Below are 23540 nucleotides of genomic sequence, written 5' to 3' on the forward strand. Positions count from 1 at the left end.
ATGTATTGCCGGTGAGTGGTGGCGGACATAACGTGCGCTCATGGAGCTGGAGTTACGTCATCTGCGCACGGTGCGGGCCATCGCCGACACAGGCAGTCTCACCAAGGCGGCTGCCGCTCTGGGGCTCGCACAGCCCGCGCTCAGTGCGCAGCTGCGGCGGATCGAGAAGACCCTCGGCGGCCCGCTCTTCGACCGGGACCACACGGGTGCCCGGCCCACCCTGCTCGGTGAGTTGGTGCTGACACGGGCCCGGGTGGTGCTGCCCGCGGTGAGCGAGCTCCAGGAGGAGGCGGTGCGCTTCGCCAACGCCTGGGCCACCGTGGAGCGCTTCCGGCTCGGCGGGACGCACGGTCCGCTGCTGGGCGGCCTCGTCGACCGGCTGGCCGCCGCGCATCCGACGGCGCCGGTGACGACGTACACCTCGTGGTCGGTGGCCGAGATCGCCTCGCTGCTGATCGAAGGACGGCTCGACTTCGCGCTGATCGGTGTCTGCGGCGAGAGCCCGCCGCCCATGGCGGACCGGCTCGTCTGGCAGGTCATCGGCATCGACCCGGTGTTCGTGATGCTGCCGGAGAACCATGTGCTGGCAGGCGAGACGGAGCTCGAACTCTCCGCGCTGGCAGGCGAATCCTGGGCCGACGTGCCGGGGGACGGCTGTTTCGCGGACTGTTTCGCCACCGCCTGCGCCCGGGCCGGCTTCACTCCGCTGTCGGTGTACGAGACGGACACGACGTCCGTCGTCCACCTGGTGCAGGTGGGGCGGGCCATCGGGCTGTGCCGGGCCACGTTCCCGCCGACGCAGGGACTGGTGACCCGGCCCCTGGCGGGCTCGCCACTGAGCTGGCGCCATCTGCTGGGCCGGAACCCCCGCTCCCCCGCGGCGGACGGAGCGGCCGGTGCGGTGAGCGGGCACACCCGCTCGGCGTACGCGGAGGCGGTGCGGCGCAGCGACAGCTACACGCGCTGGCTCGCCGCCCATCCCAGGTTCGGTCCGACGTCCTGGGAGGCCGTCACGTCGCTCCGTGACCCGGAGCCACCGCCTCCACCCGGCCTGCCAGCGTCAGGTCCTTCTGTGTGACCGCGCCGCCCGCGTCGTGCGAGTTCACGGACAGGCGCACGGTGTTGTAGCCCAGAGTCAGGTCCGAGTGGTGGTTGAGCTCGTCCTGGATCCGGGCGATGTGGACGGTCAGCCCGGTGGCGGCGAAATGCGACGGCAGCCGGTAGGTACGGGTGATCCTGTCCCCCTCCAGTTCCCAGCCGGGCAGGTCGCGCAGACCGGCCTCGATGTCGTGCGGGGACAGCGGTTCAGCAGGCATGCGGCAGCTCCTACCGGGATCGGTGCGATCAGCAGTGCCCGTGACGTTACGGTCTGGATATGACAACTGTCGCGCTTGACACGGGGGTAGGGTCGCTGCTGCGTGGCTGGCGGGAACAGCGGCGGATCAGCCAGCTGGAGCTTGCCCTGCGCGCGGACTCCTCGGCCCGGCACATCTCGTTCATCGAGACGGGCCGCTCACGCCCGAGCGAGGAGATGATCCTGCGGCTGGCCGAGCACCTCGACATTCCCGTCAGGGAACGCAACGCGCTCCTGGTGGTGGGCGGTTACGCGCCTCGCTTCGCTCAGACCGCACTCGACGACCCGTCGATGGGTGTGCTGCGCGAAGCCATCGACCGGCTGCTCGCCGGCTACGACCCGTATCCGGCGCTCGTCCTCGACGCGATGTACACGGTGGTGGCGGCGAACCGGGGGATGCGGCTGCTGCTCGAAGGCGTGTCGGAGCGGTTGCTCACTCCGCCCGTCAATGCCATGCGGCTCACCCTGCACCCGGACGGCCTGGCCCCGCGCATCCTGAATCTGCCGGAGTGGCGAGCCGATCTGCTGGCCCAGATGGGGCGTCAGATCGCCCTGGTCCGTTCGGTGGAGCTCCGCGCCCTGTACGACGAGGTCGCGGCCTATCCTCTCCCCGGGCAGCCCGCGGACCCGGCAGGGACGGCGGCGGCCAAGGGCGTGCCGTCGCTCGCGCTGCCGCTGCGCATCGCGCACGGTGAGCGGGAACTGTCGTTCATCTCGTCCATCGCCACGTTCAACACACCGATGGACGTCACCGTGGCCGAGCTGGCCATCGAGACGTTCCTGCCCGCCGACCGGGAGACCGCCGCGTATCTGCACGCGCTCATGCCGTGACGAGCGGACGGGTCCAGGGCGCGTCACTGCGGGCGAAACGGATCGCGGCCGCGCTCGCGAGGACCAGGAACACGACGGTGATCAGCAACGGCAGCGTCGGATGCCCGTTCAGCACGGCCGCGGCTCCGGCAAGGGCTCCGGCCAGCATGGCGACGACCGAGAGGATCCGGGGCCCGGCGCGGCGCCCCGGGCCCTTGGCGAGCCGGCTGTCGGCGACGACCCCGGTGATCGTGAGGGTCAGCACGGTGGTGGTGAGGTCGGGGACCGCGAGCGCTCGGGAGGCGGCGTTCTGGACACCGAGTCCGAGGCCGAGCAGCGCGATGAGGGTGAAGCGGGCGGCTCCGGTGTACGGCTCGCCCGAGGTCAGCGTGACGACCATGGCGGCCGCCACGACGGCGGTCTCGACGAGGAGCGCGTGCTGGAGCTGCCGGCCCCGGTGAGCACGGGCCCGGTGCACGACGATCCCCCCGGCCAGTGCGCCCGCGGCGAACGCGCCCAGGGCCACGGCCGAGGCGAGCAGTGAGAAGCCTGGAGCACCGGCGGCGCCGAAGCCGCAGAAGACCACGTTGCCGGTCATGTTGGCGACGAAGACCCTGCCCAGCAGCAGGTAGCTGAACGCGTCGACCAGCCCGGTGATGACGGTCATGGCCAGCATCAGCGGCGGCAGGGGACCGTGCCGGGCGGTCATGTCGGGTACGAGGGTGGCCCAGGCCTCACGCAGGACGACGGGCATGGGCGGCACACTCCGATCACTGGATGTGCTCGGAGTGTGCCGCAGCCGGTGGACCGTTTTGTCCGCACGCGCCGGACGGGCCCGGAACCACCCGTCCGGCAAGCGTCTTCAGGAGGGCGGACGGCCCCGCTTCGACGGCACCGCTTCACCGCACGCGCTATACGCGGGCGCCGTTGTCGCGCGGATCCCGGCGCGCCCGTGCGGCGCCCTGCTTGCGTCCCGGGCCACGTTTCCGGGCCGGTGGCGGGGCCTTGCTGCTCCTCTCCAGCAGGAGCGCCCCCGGTACGGCGGTGAGTACCGAGGAGTACGTGCCGACGCAGATGCCGATGAGGAGGGCGAGGGCGAAGTCCGCGAGCGAGTCCCCGCCCAGCACGGCCAGGGCGACCAGGATGAACAAGGCGCCCATGCCCGTGTTGACGGTTCGTGGGACGGTCTGCAGGACGGCCCGGTTGGCGATCTCACCGACCGGTGTGCGCCGGTTCCCGGCCCACAGCTCCCGTACGCGGTCGAAGACCACGACCGAGTCGTTGACGGAGTAGCCGATCACGGTGAGCAGGGCGGCCAGGAAGATCCCGTCGACGGGGCGGCCGAGCCAGGCGAAGGCGCCGACCAGAATGATGACGTCGTGCACCATCGCCCCGACCGAGGCAACGGCGAAGGTCCAGCGGAACCGGGCCGCGAGATAGGCGAGCTGGACGAACACGGCGACGGCCAGAGCGATCAGCGCGTTGCGCCGGAGTTCGTCGCCGAGGCTGGGACCGATCAGCTCGTCGCGCACCTTGGTGGTCTGACCGCCCTCGGCGGCCAACGCCGTACGCAGCGCGTGTTCCCCGTCGTTGTCGAGCTTTCCGGACCGTACGGAGAGATCGCCCTCGCCCGCGGTGGTGACCTCGGCGTCGCCGAACCCGGCTGCGGCGATGGTGGTGCGGGCGGTCTCCACGTCGACGGGGCGGCTGGTCGAGTACTCGACGAGCCGGCCCCCGGTGAATTCGACGCCGAGATCGACGCCGCGGACGACGATGCCGAGTACGGCTGCGGCGACCAGCGCGGTGGAGACCAGCAGCCAGCGGCGCGGGGACCGGAACAGCTGGGGGTCGCGCTCGTTCAGCCAGGTGCGTACGCGGCCCGGCCGTGCGATGCCGTTGACGCTCCGGTAGTCGCTGACGAACCGGGAGCCCGCCGCCGTCTCGGTGAGCGCGCGGGCGATGACGAGCGCGGAGAACATCGAGGCGAGGACACCGATCGCGAGCGTGAGACCGAAGCCCTTGACCGGTCCCGAACCGAGGAGGAAGAGCAGGCCCGCCGCGATGAGGGTGGTGACGTTGGAGTCCGCGACGGCACTGAAGGCGCTACGGAACCCCGCGGTCAGGGCGGGGCGCAGCGAGCGGCTCGGGCGGGCCGCGCACTCCTCGCGGGCCCGCTCGAAGACAAGGACGTTCGCGTCGACCGCCATCCCGATGGCGAGGACGAATCCGGCGAGCCCCGGCAGCGTCAGGGTGACGCCGAGTGCGACGAGAGCCGCGTAGGAGATGACACCGTAGGCCGCGAGTGCGACGGCTGCGAGAGCACCGAAGAGCCGGTACACGAAGGTGATGAAGAGCGCGGTGGCCGCTGCGCCGATGAGCGCCGCCCGGGCGCTGGCGTCGATGGCCGCGGCCCCGAGCGTCGGACCGACGGTCCGCTGCTCGGCGATCTCGACAGGGACGGGAAGTGCGCCCCCCTTGATGAGGAGGGCGAGATCACGTGTCTCGTCGGCGCTGAAGGAGCCCGTGATCTGGGTGGATCCGGAGGGCAGTCCGGCCTGGCAGCCGATCGACGGATCGACCTGGGGCGATGAGATGACCTTCCCGTCGAGGACGATCGCGACCCTGCGGCGTTCGTCCTGGGGCGGGTTGCAGGCCGCCTCCCCGGTCAGTCCGGTCCACTTCCTGCCCGCGTCCTTGTGGAAGTCGAGCGATACGGACCAGCCCGTACCCTGCTGGGCGTCGAAGGCCGCGGTGGCGTCCTTCACTCCGGCACCGTCGAGCCGCACCGGGCCGAGGGCGAGGGGAGTGCCCTGTTCGTCCGCGAGCGTCAGCCCCGTCCGTGGGGCCTCGCCCTTCTGCTCGGTTCCGGGGCCCTGAACGGCGTGGAAGCTCAGCTGGGCGGTTCGGCCGATGACTTCGGCGGCCTGGCGCGGGTCCTGGACGTCCGGCAGTTCGACGATGATCCGGTTCTCGCCGGAACGTGTCAGGGACGGTTCGGCGACACCGAGGGAGTCGATGCGACCGCGGAGCACCTCCAGGGTGCGTTCTGTGCTCTCCCGGTCCGCTTTCGCGGTGTCCGAGTCCTTGGTCTGCAGCACGATCCGGGTCCCGCCCTGAAGGTCGAGTCCGAGTCTGGGTGACATGGTCAGCGTGATGAGCACGGAGACGAGCAGAACGGCGGCAGCCAGAACTGCTCGCACCGTGGCGGCGCGAGTCATGGGAATCCTCCGAGGGGCGTCGTCCGCCCCTCTTCAGAGAGGACGCGACGACAGGTCTGACGAACAGGACCGGTGAACGGCCGGCTGACCGGCCGTCACCCCTGGAGGGCCCCGCACTCCGGGCAGCGCGGTGCGGACCCGGCCGGGTACGAAGGGGCGCGTCCCGGCAGCCGCTCGCGGCGCGTCACGGGGCTCGGGCAGGGCCGTCACGCACGGCGGCAGTGCCCCGTGGTCCGGCGGAAGGAAGTGGTGCGGGGAGTGCGGGCGGTCGGCCCCGGCCCAGGGGCCGGACCGGGGCAGGGCCTCGGTCGACGGCCCCTGGGCGGCGGCGAAGGTGCCGGCCCTGCCTGTTCCGATGGACTCGCCGTACGTGAGGCTGCCGGAAAAGGGCGACGCTGCCGCGGCCGCACGGAAGCGGCGGGTGTCGTGGGCCGAACCCTGGCGCGCCGTCCGGTCGGAATGAGGCGAGGGTGGCTGCGCTCCAGGCGCGTGCGCGGTGACCGGGGACCGGCCTGTGAGCGCACCGAGGGGCACCACTGATCCGGCTGCGGCCGGCGCGCCGGCGACGAGCGTGAGGACAGCGAGAAGGAGCGCCGCAAGGGCATGCCGGGCCCGGTGCGCCGGGGCGTCCGGCCGCCCCGGCGGGGGCGCGTTCCCCCGGGGCGCCCCTGGGTGGGGGCTCACCTCGCCCGGCCCGGCAGGACGGCCGGCGTACCCGTACCGGTATGGCGCAGGAAGGAGTCGAGGATCAGGCCCGCGCCCCGTACGACCGTGGTCGCGGGGTCGTCGGCCAGGCGCACGGGTACGCCGAGGCACCCGGCGATCCCGTCGGTGACGTCCCTGCGCAGCGCACCGCCGCCGGCGAGCACCGGGCCTCTGCGCAGCGCGCCGCTCACCGCTCCGTGCTTGTCCTGTCGCCACATCGACATGACCATGTCGAGCACCGTCCGCACGAGTTCCGCGGGAGGAGCCTCCGGCTCGAGGTCGGTGAGCCCGGCCTCGGCCTGCCTGGCGTCGGCGATCGTCCCGTCGACGAGCAGGGTGACTTCGGTGATCTCGGCGCCCGTGTCGACGACGAGCAGCGGACCACCGCTCCGCGGCCCTGCGCATGCGGCGGCGGCTCTCGCGCTGCTGAGCACCACGGCTTCGGAGGGGCGAAGGGCGGTGAGGAGGTCCCTGGCCAGGGACCGGTGCTCGGATCCGGCGAGGACCGGATGACTGAGGACGAGCACGGCGCCGCTGCGGTCGGCGCCCAACGCCACATCGGCGAGGTGTCCGAGGAGTTCGGCGCAGGACTCCGGGTCGACGATGCGTCCACGCCGGACCGGACGGCCGCGGCCTTCCTGCGACGCGGGGCCGACGACGAGGCCACGGCCGGGAACCCAGCCACGCACCCCGGAACTTCCCAGGTCGATGGCCAGTCCCCGGGTCGCCCCGTGGTGGTCCGCCGCAGCGGCACGGCCACCGGGCCACCGGTGGACGGGCCGGCTGTGCCGCCGTCCGTCGCGCAAAGAACGCATCGCCCCTCACCCCCCGGTCTGCCACCGCAGCCGCTCACCACCCACGACCCGCAGATAGCGAGGCATGACCGAACCCTCACTATGCAATAACGGGGTGAGGAACGCTACTCCCTCAGTGATTCCAAGGGCCGCACCCTCGCTACCCCGTCTCATACCTCCGAGCTCAGGAATGACGCGATCAGCTCCGCGAACTCGTCCGGCGCGGTGATCCTGACGCCCAGGTCCTCGGCCTTGGTGCGCTTCGATCCGGCCTTCTCCCCCGCGACCAGCAGACTCGTGCGCTTGGAGACACTGGACGAGGACTTCCCTCCTGCCCGTTCGATCAGCTCGTTCATCTGGTTGCGCGAGAGCTTCTCCAGCGGGCCGGTCATGGCGCCGGTGACCACCACGGTCATACCGTCGAGGGGCAGCCCGGACACCGCCCCGTCGCCCGCCTCACCGTCCGCCTGCGCTTCCCCGGGCTCCGGCGGCGGGGTCGCACCGGGCTCCGTCATGTTGACCCCGGCGGCCACCAGCTTGCCGATCAGCGGGGCCAGCTCCACCAGTTCCCCGACCACCCCCGTGGCCTTCTCCTTGCCGATGCCGTCGACCTGCTGCAGGGTGTCCGCGTCGGCGGCGACGATCCGGTCCATCGCCGCGAAGTGGCGGGCGATCCGGCGGGACATGGAGCGCCCCGTGCCACGTACGCCCAGGGCGCAGAAGACGCGGGACAGCGGGCGCGTCCGCGCCGTGTCGATGGCGGCGAGGAGGTTGTCGGTGGAGGTCTCCCCCATCCGCTCCAGGGAGAGCAGCTGCTCCCGGCCGAGCGTGAACAGATCGGCGAAGTCGGTGACGAGACCGGCTTCGACGAGCTGGACGACCCGGGTGGCGCCGAGGCCCTCGATGTCGAGCTGGTCGCGCCCGGCGGCATACGAAATGGAGGCGACCAGACGGCAGTTGCGCCCCCTGGTGCAGCGCCAGCGCTGCTCGCTGGTGTCGATCTCCGAGCCGCACTGCGGGCATGCCTCGGGGAACTCGATCGGCTTCTCCTCGCCCGTCCGCAGATGTGCGACGGGCGCCTCGATGCGGGGGATGATGTCGCCCGCCTTGTAGACCATCACCTGGTCGCCCAGGCGCAGATCGCGGCGGGTGATGTCGGCCGGATTGTGCAGGGTGGCGTACCCCACGGTCGATCCGTCGATCTCCACGGGCTCGAGCACGGCGCGCGGGGCGATGATGCCGGTCCTGCCGACATTCCACTCGACGCCCAGGAGGCGGGTGACCTTCTCGACGGCCGGGAGCTTGTACGCGATGGCCCAGCGCGGCGCCCGCGTCCCGGAACCCGCCTCGCGCTGGTCGGCCGCCAGGTCCGCCTTGATCACGATGCCGTCGATCCCGAACGGCAGCGAGGCGCGCAGCGCGGCGATGTCCTCGACCCCGGCCTGCACCTCTTCGGCCGTACCGACGGTGCGCGGCGCCACCGCCGTGTCCGCCGCCGTGTGCACGCCGAGGCCGGCCACGAGCTCCAGGACCTCGCTGTGCGGGAGTTCGGCCAGGGTGCCGGTCAGTTCACCGGAGTCGGGCAGTGCGAGCGCTCCGTACGCGAAGAAGGTCATCTCGACGCGGTAGGGCCGGTCCTTGGCGCGGAGGGTGCCCGCCGCCCCGTTGCGCGGGTTGGCGAAGGGGGCGCCACCGTGCTCCGTGCGTACGGTATTGGCCTGTTCGAACTGCTCGTTGGTCATGAGGATCTCACCGCGCACCTCGATGGTGGCAGGAGAGGTCAGCTGCTCGGGAAGGCCGAGCACCGTGCCGATCGCATGCGACACGTCCTCACCCGCGGTCCCGTCGCCCCGGGTGATCAGCCGGTCGAGACGGCCCTGGTGGTAGCGCGCGGCGACCGCGAGGCCGTCGAGCTTGGGCTCCACGCTCCATGCCGCGACGGGCCTGCCGATCCGCCGCTCCAGGGACGCGGTCCAGGTGACGAACTGCTCGGCGGAGAACACGTTGTCCAGGGAGAGCATCGGGACCGTGTGCGGTACGTCGCCCAGGGCGGCGCCGCCCGCGACCTTCCCGGTCGGCGAGGCCTCCAGCGTCTCCTGCGGGTGCTCCAGCTCGTATGCCGCGATCCCCCGAACCAGGCGGTCGTACGCGTCGTCGTCGAGCGTGCTCTCGCCCGTGGCGTAGTAGGCGGCGGCCGCCTGCGTCGCCTCTTCCACCGCGGCGGCGTAGGCGGCTGCATCGGCGAGCACAACAGCTGAGTTCGTCGTCATGACCACCATCCTGCCGCCCATCACTGACAACGCCCCGCGACGCCGGTCCGACCCCCATCCCGAGAGAGCGCTCTCCCGCCTCTCGCACCGTCAAGTCGGTTCAATGACGAGGCAATTGCTGGCGTTGCGCGATCGCTTGACATGCTTACGTCACCCTCTTACGTTCTGCGAGAGAGCGCTCTCTACGTGATCAGAAAAGCTGGTCAAGGAACCCCACTTCCTCAGAACAGGAGTGCCGTGCTCTTCCGAAACCGACGCACGACCGAACACCGCGGGCGCAGAACCCTGCCCCCGTGGCGCCACAGAATCGCGGGGCTGGCGGTCGCCGCCCTCGCCCTGTCCCTCGTCCAGGCGAACGTGGGCAACGCGGCCGGTGACCTGACGGCCGGTGCCGCGCCCAAGGCCCCGGCCGACGTGGTCCGGGTCGCCGAGTTCCTCGCGGAGTGCCCGTACACCCACCGCGCTCCCGACGACCCGATCGTGCTGCCCAATCTGCCGGGTGCCTCCCACATGCACAGCTTCTTCGGCAACGACACCACGAACGCCCACTCCGATCTGGCGTCCCTGGAGAAGGGCGGCACCAGCTGCGCCCCTTCGACCGACATCTCCTCGTACTGGGTTCCCACGATGTACGACGGCAACAGGGAGGTGGAACCGACCGGCACCACCTTCTACTACCTGGGAGAGGGAGTCCGGGACGACATCATCCGCACGATCAAGCCCTTCCCCCGTGGTCTGCGGATCGTCGCGGGCAACGCGAAGGCGACCGGCCCCGACGACAACACGATCGCGCGCTGGTCGTGTCTGCACCACGGTGAGGTCAACCCGTCCCACGACTTCGTCAACTGCCCTGCCGGCGCGATGCTGGAGTCGTACCTCGACTTCCCGCAGTGCTGGAACGGCAGGGACCTGGACTCGGCCGACCACAAGAGCCACATGGCCTACCCGGTGGGCGGCGCCTGCCCGGCGACCCACCCTGTCCCGGTACCCAAGCTGCGCCAGGTGCTGCGCTATCCGGTCAACGGCGACCCCGCCCGTCTCAGACTGGCATCGGGACGCGGCTACACGATGCACGGCGACTTCTTCAACGTGTGGCCCGAGGCGGAAATGGCCCAGCGCGTACGCGACTGCATCAACGCCATCGTGAAGTGCGGGGCTGACGGCACCCCCTGACGGCCCGGCCGTCGCGATTCACCCACTCCACCGGTGGGTTCCCGTCCGGGGCCGCACTGCCTCCGGACGGGGACCGACCGGTTCCACACCCAAGGACACCCTTGTGAAGGCGGTTCGCCGCGCAGCAGCGTCGCTCCTGCTCCCCCTGCTCCTCGCCACCGGGCTCACCTCGTGTTCCGCCTCGGCCGACCCGGAGCCCCCGCCCCGCCCGGCGGCCCCTCCCCCTTCCGGCCCGGCACCGTCACGGTCCGGCGACCCGACGGACTCCGCCTGGGTCCAGCTGATGATCCCGATGGACGAACAGGCCGTCGCCCTGCTGGCCATGGCCGCGAAGAAGACGTCCGACCCACCGCTCCGGTCCTGGGCGAACCGTCTGCGTATGGCGCAGAACTCCGAACTGACCGCGCTGCGCGGGCTGCGGGACCGGATGGGTCTGCCCGCCACCGATGTGCACGCGGGCCACAACATGCCGGGCATGGTGACGGCCGACGACCTCCTGGAGGCCCGCGCGGCGGAGGGCGGCGCGTTCGACCGGATGCTCGTGGCGCAGATCCGCGACCATCTCCGCCAGTCCGCGCAGGTATCGCGTTCCGAGACGACGGCGGGCACCAGGGCCGACGCCAGGGAGCGGGCAAGGGCCCTCGTGACGGCGCGCGAAAGCCAGTTGGCGGACCTGGACGCACTGGCCGTGAACGGCGGCTGACGTGCCCGAACCGGTGCGCGCAGCCGCCGGACCACCCGGTATAAAGGCTGCATGACTGCCCATGTGACCCCGCCCGCACGCCCCGCCACCTTGGAGGATGTGGCCGCGGTGGCGGGCGTCTCCCGGGCCACGGTGTCCCGGGTGATCAACGGCGCGACCACGGTGGACCCGGCACTGCGGCGGGTCGTGGAGGAGGCGGTGGCGACCACGGGGTACGTCCCCAACCGTGCGGCGCGTTCTCTCGTGACCCGCAGGACGGACTCGATCGCCCTCGTCGTGTCCGAGCGGGAACGGCGCCCGGTGTCCGAACCGTTCATAGGCCGGATGTTCTCCGACCCCTACTTCGGCCGTGTGGTGAGTGGTCTGCTCGAGGTGCTCCGGCCCGCGGGCATCCAGATGGTGCTGATGCTGGCCGACAACGAGGCCTCACGCAACCAGCTCCTGTCGTACCTGCGCCAGGGCCATGTCGACGGCGTGGTGCTGATCTCCTCCCACGCGGAGGATCCGCTGCCCGGTCTCCTCCATGACACGCGGCTGCCCGCCGTGCTCGCGGGCCGGCCCAGGCGGCCGTCCCCGCTCACCTATGTCGAGGCCGACCAGCGTGCCGGGGCGCAGCTGGCCGCCGACCACCTGGCGTCATTGGGACGTCTGCGCATCGGCACGGTCGCGGGGCCGCAGGACATGCCCGCGGGTCAGGCGCGCCTGACCGGGTTCCTGGACGCGCTCGCCCTGCACGGCATCCACGACGTGGCGCGTGCCGAGGGGGATTTCACCCATGCGGGAGGCGCGTCGGCGATGCGGCAGCTGCTGCGTGACCGGCCGGACCTGGACGCGGTGTTCATCGCTTCGGACCTGATGGCGCTCGGTGCCCTGCCCGTGCTGCTGCGGGCGGGCAGGGACGTGCCGTCGGACGTGTCGGTGGTGGGTTTCGACGACAGCAGCGCGGCGCTTGCCTGCGATCCGCCGCTGACCACGGTGCGGCAGCCGGTGGAGGAGATGGCCGCGGAGATGGCCCGGCTGCTGCTGCAGCAGATCGGCAAGCCGGGTGGCCCGGCTCCCTCGGTCGTCTTCCATCCGACGCTCGTGGTGCGCAAGTCCACCTGACGCGGCGGCCGCCGGGCAGCCGGTGACCGTCAGCCCCGCGCGCCCGGTACCTCGGCGTCCGGGAAGGGCTCGTCGGCCCGTTCCGCCCCGGTGAAGCCCTCGGTCAGCAACGGCACCTGGGGCCCGGAGAGCTCCCGCAGCCAGCGCGCCAGTATCCGGTGCACGGCCTCCGCACCCACCGGACCGCTGGACGACGTCCCTCCCTCCGCCGCCACGACGTCCCGCGGGTCCGCCAGCGTGCGCGGCCAGAGCAGGAACGGCCGCGACTGTTCGCCGCCGAGTCCGCCGTGCGAACCGATCTGCTCCTCGAAGGCGTGCACGCGTCCGCTCTCGGGGTCGTACATCGAATTGACCATGACGTCGGCGACGTGCGGAAAGGTGTCGGTGCGCCGCACCGCCTCGGCCGCGCCCGCCCCGAAGACGGCGATCGGCCCCTCCCCGTCCTTCAGTTCGGGGACGGGGACCTCGGCCCCGCCGGGTCCCAGCACCACCGAGCCGTGCTCCTCGCTGCGCACGAGCAGGAAGCCGATGCCCGGATGGCCGGCGAGTGTGGCGAGGAGCGCGGGGTGGCGGCGTTCGAGCTGTTCGCGCGAGGCACGCCCCTCGATGTCCGGGAAGGACAGCAGCCCGAGGTTGCCGGAGGCGAGCACGATCGGGTCGGACGGCGTCGCGGCATGCTCCGCCTCCTTCTCCCCGACGGGCCGGTGCAGCGCGATGCGCACGGCGTCCCGCGCCTCGGACGCGCTGCGGGTGCGCTGTGCCCTGCGGGGGACGGGCAGCCCGCAGCCCGCCCGCACCAGGTCCTTGAGCGTGAGTCCGTACCTCCCGGCGAAGGTCTCCCCGGGGCTCTGGCCGTGGTCGGAGAGGAGCACGATCCGGTAGGTGCGCGGGGTGTGTTCCGCGACCTTCGCGATGAGCTCCAGGGAGCGGTCGAGCCGTGTCAGGACCTTCTCCGCGTCCCTGCTGTGCGGCCCCGAGTGGTGGGCGACCTCGTCGTACGCGAGGAGGTCGGCGTAGACGGCGGTGCGTCCCGCGAACATGTCGCCGATGACCGCGGCGACAACGACATCGCGTTCGACCACCGTCGCGAACGCCCGGATGAAGGGGTACAGCCCGCCGCGCTTGACCCGGGGGGACTCCTTCCTGCCCCGGGCCCGGGTGGACTGGCCGATCTCACGGCACACTTCGGCGACGAAGGACAGGGCGGTCCGGACGGCGTTGGCCGGGTCGGAGAAGTAGGCGAAGTATCCGGCGCGCGACCGGCGCCCCTTGCCGCGCCTGGCTGCCATGGAGAGGACGAGGGCGAGCTGGTCGGCACCGCCGCTGAAGAGGTTCCCCCGGCTCGCCCCGTCGACGGTGAGCAGGCCGCCGTCGCGGGTACGGGTGATGGCCCTGCGCTGCAGCTCGAGTGCGCTCGCCGGCCTGCTGGAGACCATCACGGTGCCGGTCTCCTTCTCGTACCAGCGGAACGCGGGCACGTCGAAGTTGCTGCCGTGCAGGATGCCGAGCTGGCTGGCGCCTGTCTGGCTGGACCAGTCGGTGCTCCACGGGGTGAGCCGGTGGCCCGCCTCGTCGGCGAGGAGGCCGGCCACGGTCGGCATCAGACCGGCGGCGGCAGCCTGCTCGAGCACGTCGTGACCGACGCCGTCGAGCTGTACGAACACGATGCCCGGCGGGCCGCCGCGGCCGCCGTCCGCGGTGCCTGCCGTGCCGCTGCGCCGACGGCGGCGGTCGGCCAGCCGGGAGAGCCTTCGCCGGTAGGCGTCGTCGTCGCGGACCGCGAGCGCGGTGGAGGTGGCCGAGGCGACGGCGGACATGACGGCCGCGACGACCACCGCGGTCTCCGGGTTGGCCGTTCCGCGCCCGTCCGGGATGAGACCGAGAGCGATCAGCAGCAGCGAGCCGTTGAGGAAGAAGACCAGCGCGCCCAGCACCAGGGCGGGCACGATGAGCAGCGCCCGGACGAGGACCGGCCACACCAGTGCGGAGAGCAGACCGAAGGCGCCCGCCCCCCAGGCCGCGGTGAACGCGGTCCTCGTGACGCTGTCGCCGTCGTCGGACTGGAGCTGGAAGTCGGGCAGGATCCCGGCGAGCGCCAGCAGGGTGAGGGTGGAGACCGCCCACACCGCGACCACGCGTATGAGGGCTCTGCCCGCCGTACGCCATCGCCCGTCACCCACGCCGCTCCACCTCACGTCCCGACCCGGTGCCGTCGTGGGTCAGGTTCCAGCTTTTCACAGCTGGTCCGAGCCCCGGCCGGTGGTCAGCAGCCGTCGTATCCCGCGGTCGGCATGGAGAGTCTGCGGTGGACGCTCGCCTTCGTGCGTGCGGTGTACACGGGCTCGGCGAGGCAGGCGAGCTCCAGCCGTACGCCGCGCCGCTCGCATTCGGCGGCGAAGTCCGGCACCGAGACGACGGCCCGGGCGAGCACGCGGTCGTTGGGGGCGACGAACAGTTCGACCTGCCCGCCCTCGACGTCGGCCCACAGAGCGTGGTGATCGGGGCGCAGCCCGTAGACGCGCAGCTGCCGGGTGACGACGTACCCCTGGTCGGCGGCCCAGCGTGCGCACATGGCGTGCTGGCTGCGGGTGTCGACGATGAACGGATCGCCGTCGAGCTCTTCCAGCGGTGTGAGACTGGCGATGGCCGCCACCCGTACGCCGTCGACGACGTCCCCCATGAACGGATCCCCCCGCGCTCGGATGATGCGCCCGACCCTACCCCGGCCGTAGCCCTCCGTAGCCGCGTGGACCCAGGCGGACAGGAGTGGAAAGGCGCGCGCCGGCGTGAGGACGGCGCGGAGCGCCTACGCTCGTACGGGACAGCGCACGGCCGGGACGGGTGCGCGGGCCGACGGAGCGAGGAGGCAGGGCGGTGGAGGTCACCTGGTGGGGTCATGCCACCTGCACGATCGAGGACTCCGGGGTCCGGGTGCTGACCGATCCTCTGTTCGTACGGCGCTTCGCGCATCTGCGCCGGCGCCGGGGCGAGGTGCCGCCGCCCGAGGCCGCTGTCGCCGACGCGGTCCTGATCTCCCATCTGCACTCCGACCATCTGCATCTCCCCTCCCTGGCCCGTCTCGCCCCGGGCAGTCTGCTGATCGTGCCCAAGGGGGCGACCGGAGCCGTACCGGGGCTGCGGGTCCTGCGCCGGCTGCGCGGGCTGCGGATCACCGAGGTCGCTCCGGGCGACGAGGTCCGTGTCGGCGCGGTGCTCGTCAGGGCCGTACCCGCTCTGCACGACGGACGGCGGCTGCCGGTCGGCCCGCACCGGGTGCCTGCCCTGGGCTTCGTGGTCGAGGGCGAGGCCCGCACCTACTTCGCCGGGGACACCGGGCTGTTCGACGACATGGCCGATGCCGTGGGGCCGGTGGATGTGGCGCTGCTGCCCGTCGGCGGCTGGGGTCCGTATCTCGGCCATCACCATCTGGACGCCGCCCGCGCCGCGCAGGCGCTGGCCATGCTGGCGCCGCGCTCCGCGGTGCCGGTGCACTACGGAACGTACTGGCCGATCGGGATGGACGGGGTCCGGCCGCACGAGTTCCACGCGCCGGGCGACGAATTCGTACGGCAGGCCGCGCTCGTGGCGCCGGGGGTGGCGGTGCACCGGCTGGGGCACGGCGAGCATGTGCGGCCGGAGGCCCGTAGATGATCCAGGAAGTCGTGCGGCAGCTGCCGACGGAGTCGACGCAGCAGGCCTTCGGCTATCCGTCGTTGTTCGCGCTGGTGGCTTTGGGGTCGCTGGTGCCGGTGGTGCCGACGGGGGCGCTGGTGAGCTCGGCCGCCGTGGTGGCGTTCCACCAGACGTCACCGTTCGCCCTGCTGGTGGTCTTCGTGGTGGCGGCGGCCGCTGCGTTCCTCGGGGACATGTGCCTGTACTGGCTGGGGCAGCGCGGGGTGCGGTCCAAGAACGGCTCGCGGTGGCTGGAGGCGATCAGCAGCCGGGCCGCTCCGGAGCGCCTTGCGCAGGCGCAGCAGAAGCTGGACGAGCACGGCGCGACGGTACTGGTGCTGTCCCGACTGGTGCCGGCCGGACGGATACCGGTGATGCTGGCCTGTCTGCTCGGCGGAATGCCGCTGCGGCAGTTCGCCCGCGGTGACGTGCCGGCCTGTCTGGCCTGGGCCGCGACGTATCAGCTGATCGGTATCCTGGGCGGTTCCCTCTTCGCCGAGCCGTGGCAGGGCGTGCTCGCCGCGGTCGCCCTGACGCTGCTGATCAGCGGGGCACCGGCGGTGTGGCGCAGGCTGCGGGCACGGCTGGGCCACTGACCCGGAGCGCTCAGCCGCCGAGGACACGTGAACCGCCGACCGGCAGGTCCCAGAGGTCTTCGCGGGGGTATCCGGCCTGGTGCCAGGCGGTGCGGAGCCGGATCAGCGGTTCGAGTACGGGTTCGGCGGAGAGCAGGAACGTCGCCCAGTGCATCGGTGCCATCGCGCGCGCGCCGAGGTCCTCGTACGCCTGGACGGCCTCCTCAGGGTCCGTGTGCACGTCCGAGAGCCACCAGCGCGGTTCGTACGCGCCGATGGGCAGCATCGCCAGGTCGAGTCCGGGGTAGCGGCGGCCGATCTCCTTGAACCAGTGCCCGTAGCCGCTGTCCCCCGCGAAGTAGATCCGCCGCCCCTGCCGGTCGCCGAGTACCCAGCCGCCCCACAGTGAGCGGCAGGTGTCCACGAGGGTGCGCTTGGACCAGTGGTGGGAGGGTACGAAGTCGAACCGCACGCCGCCGAGTTCCGCCGACTCCCACCAGTCGAGCTCGGTGACGCAGGTGAACCGGCGGCGCCGGAACCAGGAGCCGAGCCCGGCGGGGACGAACAGCGGAGTGGCCCGCGGCAGCCTGCGCAGCGTCGGGGCGTCCAGGTGGTCGTAGTGGTTGTGGCTGATGACGACGGCGTCGACGGGCGGCAGTTCCTCCCAGCGGACGCCGACCGGGGTGATTCTCGCCGGGGTGCCGAGGATCCGGCGCGACCAGACGGGGTCGGTGAGGACGGTGAGCCCGCCGACCCTGACGATCCAGCTGGCGTGTCCTGCCCAGGTGACGGCCATCGTGTCCGTCACCGCGGCGGGCAGCGGGCCGGGCGCGTACGGCAGCCGGTGGATCCCCCGCAGCCCTTCGGTGCTGGGCCGGATGGCGCGCTCGCGGGCCAGCCGGGTCATGCCCCGGACACCCGGGAGCGGAGCGGTGAGGCGGTCCGCGAAGCTGCTGGGCCAGGACCGGACCTCGCCGAGGGGGCGCGCCGGGACGACGCGGCCGGTGGCCGCGGGACCGGGATCCGCGACCGGGCGCTCGGTCTGTTCCGTCATCGAGAGGCTCCTGTCATCGGAGTTCATCGAGGGCTGCTGCGAAAATGCTCAACGCATGTGCGACATGGGGCAATTTCAAGGGCTCCACCGCAGTGAGGGACTCCATCTGCTCCTGCGGGGTTGAGCCGAGCAGCGGTCCCGTGCCCAGCCGGACCCTCAGGGCGCCCAGTTCGTCCCCGAACCGGTGCCCGCCCGGAGTCGGCGTGCCGAGGCGTTCCGTCAGGTACTCCTCCAGCTCCATGGAGTCCGTGACGCCCCTGGCGGCCAGTCGGGTGCGCAGCGGGCCGAGGTCGGCGTAGAGGTGCCGGCCCGCCTGCGGAGGCCTGGCGAGCGCGCCGGCGGTGAGCACGGCTCGGTGCGCGGCGGGAGCGACCTGGGCCTGGAGGCCGGCGGCCTGCCGGATCCTGTCCGTGACCCCCTCCGGTTCCCGCAGCGCGTGGGAGGCCGCCCGCGCGACGGGTTCCGCCACGAGGGCGCCGAGTGCGGTGAGGACGTCGAGGGCGCGCGCGCGGCGGACGGCCGCGCGCGGGGTGGCCGGGAAACGCGCGACGGCGACCGGCCACGCGGACGGGGTCAGCGCACCGGCGAGGTCCACGAGGACGGTCACGTCGTCGGGGCACATCTCGGCGGGGCTGAGCAGGACCGTCTCGAGGGGCCGGTACACGGTGTCTCGCCAGGTCTCGTCGCTGACGATGTGCAGACCCTCGCCGACGGCGGCCTCGCAGACCTCCCGGACCAGCTCCGGAGGGGCGACGGTGGCGGTCGGGTCGTCGACCACGGAGATCAGCAGCAGCCGGGGCCTGCCGCCCTCGGCACGCACCCTGCGTACGGTCTCCAGCAGGGCGAACGGGTCCGGTATGCCGCCGCACTCGGCCGGAGTGGGCACGTGGTACGCGGGCCGGCCGAGCAGGCGGGCCTGCGGCATCCAGGTGACGGGGCAGGGACGGGGCATGAGCACATCGCCGCCGTGCGCGGCGATGAGCGCGAGAAGCAGCGGCTGGGCGCCCGGGGCCGCCGCGATGTCCCCGGGGCCGCTGTGCAGGCCTCGCCGCTCCCAGTAGGCGCAGGCAGCCTCGCGCAGGATCGTTCCGCCACCCGGGGGCTCGGGGCTGGTCCTGGCGGCCGAGGCGGCCAGGACGTCGGCCAGCTCCGGGAGCACGGGAAGGCCGGGCTCGGGAGCGGGCGGCCCGTACCGCACGGGGCCGTGGTCCTGCCGGACGGCGTGGGGCTGCTTCCGTTCGCTCCAGTGCATCCCGGGGCCTCCTCCGCCTGCATCACCCTGGGCCCTTTATACGGAGGTTTCACCCGCTCCGCCCCCGCACCGGACCCAGATGTGGCGCCCGGGGCCGACGGAAGGCGACCTGCGGACCGGGCGTCCGGAGACCCGCCGCCGGTCGAGCACGCAAAGGTGCCGGTCACCCCGCGAACGGAACCCCGGCCACCCCTCGCCCCGCGTCTGCCAGCACCAGCAGGGATCCCGACAGCGGATGCGGCGCCACGAGACCGGTCCGGGCCGAGGAGATGTACAGATCGGCGAGGTCCGGCCCCCCGAACGCGCATGCCGTCGGCCGGCGGACCGGCAGCTCCACGACCAGGTCCAGCCGGCCGTCCGGCGTGTAGCGCCGCACCGCCGCACCGTCCCAGAGGGCGGTCCACACGCAGCCCTCGGCGTCCACCGTCAGCCCGTCGGGCCAGCCGGCGCCCGGCTCGACGACGGCGAACGGACGGCGGCTGCGGATGTGCTCGCCCTCCACGTCGAACACGTCGATCCGCCGTGTCGGGCTGTCGATGTGATACATGAGCCGCCCGTCGGGGCTCCAGCCGGTGCCGTTGCTGACCGTCACCGCTTCCGGCACGACCGTCACGCTGCCGTCCGGCCCGATCCGGGACAGGCTGCCGCCCGCCTCCCGCTCGTCGTAGCGCATGGTGCCCGCCCACAGCGCACCGTCCGGTGCCACGGCCGCGTCGTTGCCCCGGCGCCCCGGGACGGGGTCGCGGGCCAGCCACGAGAAGGCCCCGTCGGGGTCGTACAGGCCGACGCCGTCCCGGAGGTTCACCACGAGCCCACCGCCGGCCCGCGGCTTCGCCGCTCCGACGTGCTGCTCGGTGGCCATGACCGTACGGCGACCGCTCGACGGGTCGTACGTGTGGATCCGGGAGGAGAGGATGTCGACCCAGATCAGCCGTCCGGCAGCCGGGTCCCACGTGGGACCCTCACCGAGCTCGGCCCGTTCCCGTACGGCCACCTCCGCGGTGTGCCTCACCCCTGCGCCCGGTGGTGTCCGAGCCTGCCGGACAGCGCGTCCGCGCCGCCCGCGGCGAGCTGCGCGAGCTCCTCCTCACGCTCCTCGCTCCAGCGGATCATCGGCACGGAGATGGAGAGCGCCGCGACCACACGTCCCGAACGGTCCCGGACGGGCGCCGCCACACAACTCACATCCGGGTTCGACTCCCGGTGCTCGACCGCTATCCCCCGCTTGCGCACGGCGGCGAGCGCGGCGCGCAGCTCCGTCGCGTCGGTGAGGCTGTTGTCCGTCATCGCGACGAGTTCGCGTCCGTCGAGCCGGGCGTCGAGCTCCGCCTCGGGCAGGGCGGCCAGGAGCAGCTTGCCCACGGAGGTGCAGTGTGCGGGAAGCTTGCGCCCGGCGGCCGAGACCATGCGGACGGCGTGCGTGGAGTCCACCTTGGCGATGTAGATGACCTCGGTGTCCTCGAGGATCGCCACATGGACCGTCTCGCCGCAGGTCTCGGCGACCTCCCGGGCCACCTGCTGCCCCTCGGCCGCCAGGTCGAGCTGTTCCGCGTACCGGCTGCCGAGCTGGTACGTCCGCACGCCGAGCCGGTAGCGGCCGGGCTGCTCGGGGACCGTGACGAGGTAGGAGCGCGCGGCCAGCGTGGTCAGCAGTTCGTGGACGGTGGTCCTCGGCAGTTGGAGCTTGCGGGTGACCTCCGGGGCGGAGAGGGTTCCCTCGCCCTGGAGGAAGAGCTCGAGTACGTCCAGCGCCCTGGTCACCGCAGGGACGAGTCGCCCCATGATCGCCCACCCATCTCGTTCGACACTCCGGCCATTGGCCGGAATTACGAACGCAGGCTAACGGCAGGGAACTTGTCCGGGCAATGTCCATGACGCCGTAGAGGCCGGACACCGGGGCAATTCATCGGATTGTCCTCGATCCGACCGGGTTCCGACAGGGGTCGGTGTGCGCGCCTCCTGGTTCACGCCGCTTCGGCAGGGTATTCGCTGTCCCATGTCGACACCGCGCAACCTCTCCTCGCCCACCCGCTGGCAGACCTGGCTCCATCAACGCGACCTCGCCGCCTTCCAGAGCGTGGCCGTACGGCACTGGCCGGGCGCCGAGCCCCTGCTGCCCCGGCTGAGCCGCAGCGCCAATCACGGGCTGCTGTGGTTCGGGGCGGCGGCAGGCATGGCGGCACTGGGCAGCAGCGCACGCTCACGCAGGGCCGCACTACGCGGCATCGCCTCACTGGCCGTGGCCTCGGCCGCGATCAACACCGTGGGCAAGGGCGCGGTGCGCAGGGAACGTCCGATACTCGATCTGGTGCCGGTGATACGACAGCTCAAGCGGCAGCCGTTCACCACGTCCTTCCCCTCCGGGCACGCGGCGTCCGCCGCGGCCTTCGCGACGGGTGTCGCCCTGGAGTCGAAGGGCTGGGGTGCGGTCGTCGCCCCGGTCGCGGTCGCCGTGGCCGCTTCCCGCGTCTACACAGGCGTCCACTATCCGAGCGATGTGGTGGCGGGTGCGGCGCTCGGCATAGGGGCGGCGTTCGCACTGCGGGGCGTCGTACCGACCCGTGGACAGCTGCCCGCGCCCGGGAGACCGCCCGCCGGCGCTCCGGCGATGCCGACCGGGCAGGACCTGGTCGTGATCGTCAACCGGGAGTCCGGTTCGGCGACCGCCACGGCCGGCCTGGTCCGCGAGGCGCTGCCGCTCGCCGAGGTGCTGGAATGCGCGCCCGCCGACCTGTCCGGGGCGCTGGAGAAGGCGGCACGACGGGGCAAGGCTCTGGGCGTCTGCGGCGGCGACGGCACGGTGAACCTGGCGGCGGCCGTCGCGGCGACGCACAGCCTGCCGCTCGCCGTCTTCCCCGGCGGGACCCTCAACCACTTCGCCTACGACCTCGGCATCGAGACGGTGCAGGACACGGTGGCCGCGCTCACCGCGGGTGACGCGGTCCGGGTGGACCTCGGCCGTTTCCGGCCCGGCCCGCAGGGGCCCGGCGGGGCGCACGGCTACTTCCTGAACGCCTTCAGTCTCGGGGTGTATCCGGAGCTCGTACGGACCCGGGAGCGCTGGGCGCCCCGGATCGGCGGCTGGCCCGCAGGAGTGCTGGCGGCCGTCGAGGCGTTGCGCGGCGGACGCCCCCTGACGGCGGAAGTCCAGGGGCGGCGCCGGCCCCTGTGGCTGCTCTTCGTGGGCAACGGACTGTTCCAGCGGGTGGGCCCCGCGCCCGGCCGACGGCACAACCTGGCGGACGGCCTGCTGGACGTCAGGGTGGTGCACGGCGGCCGGACACCGGGCCTGCGACTGCTCGCGGCGGCGGTCGCCGGGCCGCTGACCCGGTCACCCGTCCACGCGGCGGAACGCCGACACAGGGTCCGCATCTCCGGCCTCGCGCCGGGCACTCCGTACGCGTTCGACGGCGAAGTGGCCCACTCCGGGAAGGAGCTGATGATCGACAAGCTCCCGGAGGCGTTGACGGTCTACTGCCCGATGCCGACCTGACCTGTCCGGATCGCAAGACGCCTATCTCAGGATGCGACATCGCGGCGTACCGTTGCCCTACCGCTCGCGAAGTCCCGAGAGAGGACGTTCGGCCATGCCCAAGGAGACCGCCGTGTACACCCACGGTCACCACGAGTCGGTTCTGCGCTCGCACCAATGGCGCACCGCGGCCAACTCGGCGGCCTACCTCATCGGTGAACTCCGCCCGGGTCAGGCGGTGCTGGACGTGGGCTGCGGACCGGGCACCATCACCGCCGATCTGGCGGCGCTGGTCGCCCCGGGCCGGGTGACCGCGGTCGACACGGGTCGCGACATCCTGGACCGGGCGGCCGCGACGGCTGCCGAACGCGGCCTGGACAACATCGAGTTCGCCACGGCCGATGTGCACGCGCTGGACTTCCCCGACGACTCCTTCGACGTGGTCCACGCCCACCAGGTGCTCCAGCACGTGGGCGATCCGGTGCAGGCACTGCGCGAGATGCGGCGGGTGTGCCGGCCCGGCGGTGTGGTCGCGGCGCGCGACAGCGACTACGCGGCGATGACCTGGTACCCGGAAGTGCCGGGCATGGAGCAGTGGCAGGAGCTGTACGGACGGGTGGCGCGCGCCAACGGGGGCGAGCCCGACGCCGGACGCAGGCTGCTGTCCTGGGCCCGGCAGGCCGGGTTCAGCGACATCACCCCCACCGCGGCGGCCTGGTGCTTCGCCACCCCGGAGAACCGGGCCTGGTGGAGCGGCCTGTGGGCGGACCGTACGACGGCATCGGTGTACGCGAAACTGGCGGTGGACGGCGGGCATGCCGACGCCGGCCGGCTGACGGCCGTCGCGGCGGCCTGGCGCGCGTGGGGCGAGGAGCCCGACGGGTGGTTCATGGTGCCGCACGGCGAGGTGCTCTGCCGGCCCTGACCACCGGCGTTCCCGGGCGGATTCGATCACATGCCGTCCGGTCGCCGACTACCCTCGTGGGCATGGAAATCCTGGGAACCACGCTGCGAATCTGCGTCGACGACCTGGAGGCCTCGGTGGCCTTCTACGAGGGCCTCACCAGTACTCCGGCGCTGCGCTTCGAGCGTGGCGGGGTCTCGGTCGCCGCGATCGGCTGCTTCTTGCTGATGAGCGGCCCGGAGTCGGAGCTGGAGATTCTGCGCAAGGTGTCGGCGACCATCGCCGTCAAGGACGTCGACGAGGCCCATGCGGCTCTGACCCGGGTGGGGGCGCGGATCGTCGCGGGCCCGGTCCCCACCCCGGCCGGCCGCAATCTGATCGCCCTGCATCCGGACGGCTCGGTCTTCGAGTACGTGGACCGGAACGTGGCCGCCTGACGCGGATCGGCCGATGAACGCGGTGGCGTCATCGGCCCGATCA

At 72.4% G+C, this 23540-nt stretch carries 21 protein-coding genes; 10 read left to right on the forward strand and 11 right to left on the reverse strand.

What is annotated here, in order from left to right; all coding sequences use genetic code 11:
• Positions 1-40 precede the first annotated feature (40 nt).
• Positions 41-1078, forward strand: a complete 1038-nt coding sequence (locus OG844_RS15600; protein WP_406390767.1) for a LysR family transcriptional regulator — start codon at positions 41-43, stop codon at positions 1076-1078.
• Here the strand turns inward: OG844_RS15600 and OG844_RS15605 are convergent.
• Positions 1011-1316 carry a 4a-hydroxytetrahydrobiopterin dehydratase gene (locus tag OG844_RS15605; protein WP_351169465.1) on the reverse strand — a complete coding sequence of 102 codons (306 nt, stop codon included), beginning with the start codon at positions 1314-1316 and terminating at the stop codon, positions 1011-1013. The genes OG844_RS15600 and OG844_RS15605 overlap by 68 nt on opposite strands.
• A gap of 59 nt (positions 1317-1375) precedes the next feature.
• Between OG844_RS15605 and OG844_RS15610 the strand changes: the two genes are divergently transcribed.
• Positions 1376-2185, forward strand: coding sequence for a helix-turn-helix domain-containing protein (locus tag OG844_RS15610; RefSeq protein WP_406390769.1), 810 nt, complete (start codon positions 1376-1378; stop codon positions 2183-2185).
• Here the strand turns inward: OG844_RS15610 and OG844_RS15615 are convergent.
• The 4 genes from OG844_RS15615 to ligA all read right to left on the reverse strand — a co-directional run bounded on the left by OG844_RS15615 (position 2175) and on the right by ligA (position 9151).
• On the reverse strand, positions 2175-2918 hold the full coding sequence (locus tag OG844_RS15615) for a DUF1275 family protein (RefSeq protein ID WP_406390770.1): 744 nt from the start codon (positions 2916-2918) through the stop codon (positions 2175-2177). The genes OG844_RS15610 and OG844_RS15615 overlap by 11 nt on opposite strands.
• Positions 2919-3075: 157 nt before the next feature.
• A complete protein-coding gene (gene secD, locus OG844_RS15620) occupies positions 3076-5382 on the reverse strand; it encodes a protein translocase subunit SecD (protein WP_406390772.1) in 2307 nt (768 codons plus the stop codon).
• A 680-nt stretch (positions 5383-6062) separates the two neighbouring features.
• The gene (locus OG844_RS15625; RefSeq protein WP_406390773.1) at positions 6063-6902 is read right to left on the reverse strand and encodes a rod shape-determining protein; all 840 of its coding nucleotides are present in this window, start codon (positions 6900-6902) and stop codon (positions 6063-6065) included.
• A 149-nt stretch (positions 6903-7051) separates the two neighbouring features.
• Positions 7052-9151 (reverse strand): NAD-dependent DNA ligase LigA, encoded by a 2100-nt coding sequence (gene ligA / locus OG844_RS15630; RefSeq protein ID WP_406390775.1) that lies wholly within the window; start codon positions 9149-9151, stop codon positions 7052-7054.
• Positions 9152-9388: 237 nt separating this feature from the next.
• Between ligA and OG844_RS15635 the strand changes: the two genes are divergently transcribed.
• The 3 genes from OG844_RS15635 to OG844_RS15645 all read left to right on the forward strand — a co-directional run bounded on the left by OG844_RS15635 (position 9389) and on the right by OG844_RS15645 (position 12131).
• Positions 9389-10324: a DUF1996 domain-containing protein gene (locus OG844_RS15635; protein ID WP_406390777.1), complete on the forward strand. Its 936-nt coding sequence runs from the start codon at positions 9389-9391 to the stop codon at positions 10322-10324.
• Between the two features lie 103 nt (positions 10325-10427).
• Complete coding sequence (locus tag OG844_RS15640; protein ID WP_406390779.1) at positions 10428-11027, forward strand: DUF305 domain-containing protein; 600 nt, start codon at positions 10428-10430, stop codon at positions 11025-11027.
• A 51-nt stretch (positions 11028-11078) separates the two neighbouring features.
• On the forward strand, positions 11079-12131 hold the full coding sequence (locus OG844_RS15645; protein WP_406390780.1) for a LacI family DNA-binding transcriptional regulator: 1053 nt from the start codon (positions 11079-11081) through the stop codon (positions 12129-12131).
• Positions 12132-12160: 29 nt separating this feature from the next.
• Here the strand turns inward: OG844_RS15645 and OG844_RS15650 are convergent, their stop codons facing one another.
• Together OG844_RS15650 and OG844_RS15655 are read right to left on the reverse strand one after the other, a co-directional pair.
• Entirely contained in the window at positions 12161-14311 is a 2151-nt protein-coding gene (locus OG844_RS15650) for a phage holin family protein (RefSeq protein ID WP_406390781.1), read from the reverse strand.
• A gap of 83 nt (positions 14312-14394) precedes the next feature.
• Entirely contained in the window at positions 14395-14811 is a 417-nt protein-coding gene (locus OG844_RS15655) for a hypothetical protein (protein WP_406390782.1), read from the reverse strand.
• A gap of 194 nt (positions 14812-15005) precedes the next feature.
• On the opposite strand from OG844_RS15655, the gene OG844_RS15660 reads away from it, so the two are divergent.
• Together OG844_RS15660 and OG844_RS15665 are read left to right on the forward strand one after the other, a co-directional pair.
• Complete coding sequence (locus OG844_RS15660) at positions 15006-15782, forward strand: MBL fold metallo-hydrolase (RefSeq protein WP_406390783.1); 777 nt, start codon at positions 15006-15008, stop codon at positions 15780-15782.
• Positions 15779-16399, forward strand: a complete 621-nt coding sequence (locus tag OG844_RS15665) for a DedA family protein (protein WP_406390785.1) — start codon at positions 15779-15781, stop codon at positions 16397-16399. The genes OG844_RS15660 and OG844_RS15665 overlap by 4 nt, the downstream gene beginning before the upstream one ends.
• A gap of 10 nt (positions 16400-16409) precedes the next feature.
• Here OG844_RS15665 and OG844_RS15670 read toward each other — a convergent pair whose 3' ends face one another.
• The 4 genes from OG844_RS15670 to OG844_RS15685 all read right to left on the reverse strand — a co-directional run bounded on the left by OG844_RS15670 (position 16410) and on the right by OG844_RS15685 (position 20466).
• Complete coding sequence (locus OG844_RS15670) at positions 16410-17432, reverse strand: MBL fold metallo-hydrolase (RefSeq protein WP_406390787.1); 1023 nt, start codon at positions 17430-17432, stop codon at positions 16410-16412.
• Positions 17433-17445: 13 nt separating this feature from the next.
• Positions 17446-18684, reverse strand: coding sequence for an aminotransferase class I/II-fold pyridoxal phosphate-dependent enzyme (locus tag OG844_RS15675; protein WP_406390788.1), 1239 nt, complete (start codon positions 18682-18684; stop codon positions 17446-17448).
• Positions 18685-18847: 163 nt separating this feature from the next.
• A complete protein-coding gene (locus OG844_RS15680; RefSeq protein ID WP_406390790.1) occupies positions 18848-19696 on the reverse strand; it encodes an SMP-30/gluconolactonase/LRE family protein in 849 nt (282 codons plus the stop codon).
• Positions 19693-20466 carry an IclR family transcriptional regulator gene (locus OG844_RS15685; RefSeq protein WP_351169510.1) on the reverse strand — a complete coding sequence of 258 codons (774 nt, stop codon included), beginning with the start codon at positions 20464-20466 and terminating at the stop codon, positions 19693-19695. The genes OG844_RS15680 and OG844_RS15685 overlap by 4 nt, the downstream gene beginning before the upstream one ends.
• Before the next feature lie 214 nt (positions 20467-20680).
• Here OG844_RS15685 and OG844_RS15690 point away from each other — a divergent pair, with 214 nt between their 5' ends.
• The 3 genes from OG844_RS15690 to OG844_RS15700 all read left to right on the forward strand — a co-directional run bounded on the left by OG844_RS15690 (position 20681) and on the right by OG844_RS15700 (position 23497).
• A complete protein-coding gene (locus tag OG844_RS15690; protein WP_406390792.1) occupies positions 20681-22177 on the forward strand; it encodes a bifunctional phosphatase PAP2/diacylglycerol kinase family protein in 1497 nt (498 codons plus the stop codon).
• A gap of 94 nt (positions 22178-22271) precedes the next feature.
• Positions 22272-23081: a class I SAM-dependent methyltransferase gene (locus tag OG844_RS15695; protein WP_406390793.1), complete on the forward strand. Its 810-nt coding sequence runs from the start codon at positions 22272-22274 to the stop codon at positions 23079-23081.
• 62 nt (positions 23082-23143) lie between these two features.
• The gene (locus OG844_RS15700; protein WP_406390795.1) at positions 23144-23497 is read left to right on the forward strand and encodes a VOC family protein; all 354 of its coding nucleotides are present in this window, start codon (positions 23144-23146) and stop codon (positions 23495-23497) included.
• The last annotated feature ends 43 nt before the right edge of the window (positions 23498-23540 follow it).

The organism is Streptomyces sp. NBC_00887, from assembly GCF_045207585.1.

What these genes read in the sequence shown, in the direction of transcription:
- OG844_RS15625 (WP_406390773.1), bottom strand. Translation starts at nt 6,902, where the DNA reads ATGCGTTCTTTGCGCGACGGACGGCGGCACAGCCGGCCCGTCCACCGG.
- OG844_RS15700 (WP_406390795.1), top strand. Translation starts at nt 23,144, where the DNA reads ATGGAAATCCTGGGAACCACGCTGCGAATCTGCGTCGACGACCTGGAG.
- OG844_RS15685 (WP_351169510.1), bottom strand. Translation starts at nt 20,466, where the DNA reads ATGGGGCGACTCGTCCCTGCGGTGACCAGGGCGCTGGACGTACTCGAG.
- OG844_RS15670 (WP_406390787.1), bottom strand. Translation starts at nt 17,432, where the DNA reads ATGACGGAACAGACCGAGCGCCCGGTCGCGGATCCCGGTCCCGCGGCC.
- OG844_RS15655 (WP_406390782.1), bottom strand. Translation starts at nt 14,811, where the DNA reads ATGGGGGACGTCGTCGACGGCGTACGGGTGGCGGCCATCGCCAGTCTC.
- OG844_RS15665 (WP_406390785.1), top strand. Translation starts at nt 15,779, where the DNA reads ATGATCCAGGAAGTCGTGCGGCAGCTGCCGACGGAGTCGACGCAGCAG.
- OG844_RS15610 (WP_406390769.1), top strand. Translation starts at nt 1,376, where the DNA reads ATGACAACTGTCGCGCTTGACACGGGGGTAGGGTCGCTGCTGCGTGGC.
- OG844_RS15695 (WP_406390793.1), top strand. Translation starts at nt 22,272, where the DNA reads ATGCCCAAGGAGACCGCCGTGTACACCCACGGTCACCACGAGTCGGTT.
- OG844_RS15645 (WP_406390780.1), top strand. Translation starts at nt 11,079, where the DNA reads ATGACTGCCCATGTGACCCCGCCCGCACGCCCCGCCACCTTGGAGGAT.
- OG844_RS15690 (WP_406390792.1), top strand. Translation starts at nt 20,681, where the DNA reads ATGTCGACACCGCGCAACCTCTCCTCGCCCACCCGCTGGCAGACCTGG.
- OG844_RS15605 (WP_351169465.1), bottom strand. Translation starts at nt 1,316, where the DNA reads ATGCCTGCTGAACCGCTGTCCCCGCACGACATCGAGGCCGGTCTGCGC.
- OG844_RS15675 (WP_406390788.1), bottom strand. Translation starts at nt 18,684, where the DNA reads ATGCACTGGAGCGAACGGAAGCAGCCCCACGCCGTCCGGCAGGACCAC.
- OG844_RS15615 (WP_406390770.1), bottom strand. Translation starts at nt 2,918, where the DNA reads ATGCCCGTCGTCCTGCGTGAGGCCTGGGCCACCCTCGTACCCGACATG.
- secD (WP_406390772.1), bottom strand. Translation starts at nt 5,382, where the DNA reads ATGACTCGCGCCGCCACGGTGCGAGCAGTTCTGGCTGCCGCCGTTCTG.
- ligA (WP_406390775.1), bottom strand. Translation starts at nt 9,151, where the DNA reads ATGACGACGAACTCAGCTGTTGTGCTCGCCGATGCAGCCGCCTACGCC.
- OG844_RS15600 (WP_406390767.1), top strand. Translation starts at nt 41, where the DNA reads ATGGAGCTGGAGTTACGTCATCTGCGCACGGTGCGGGCCATCGCCGAC.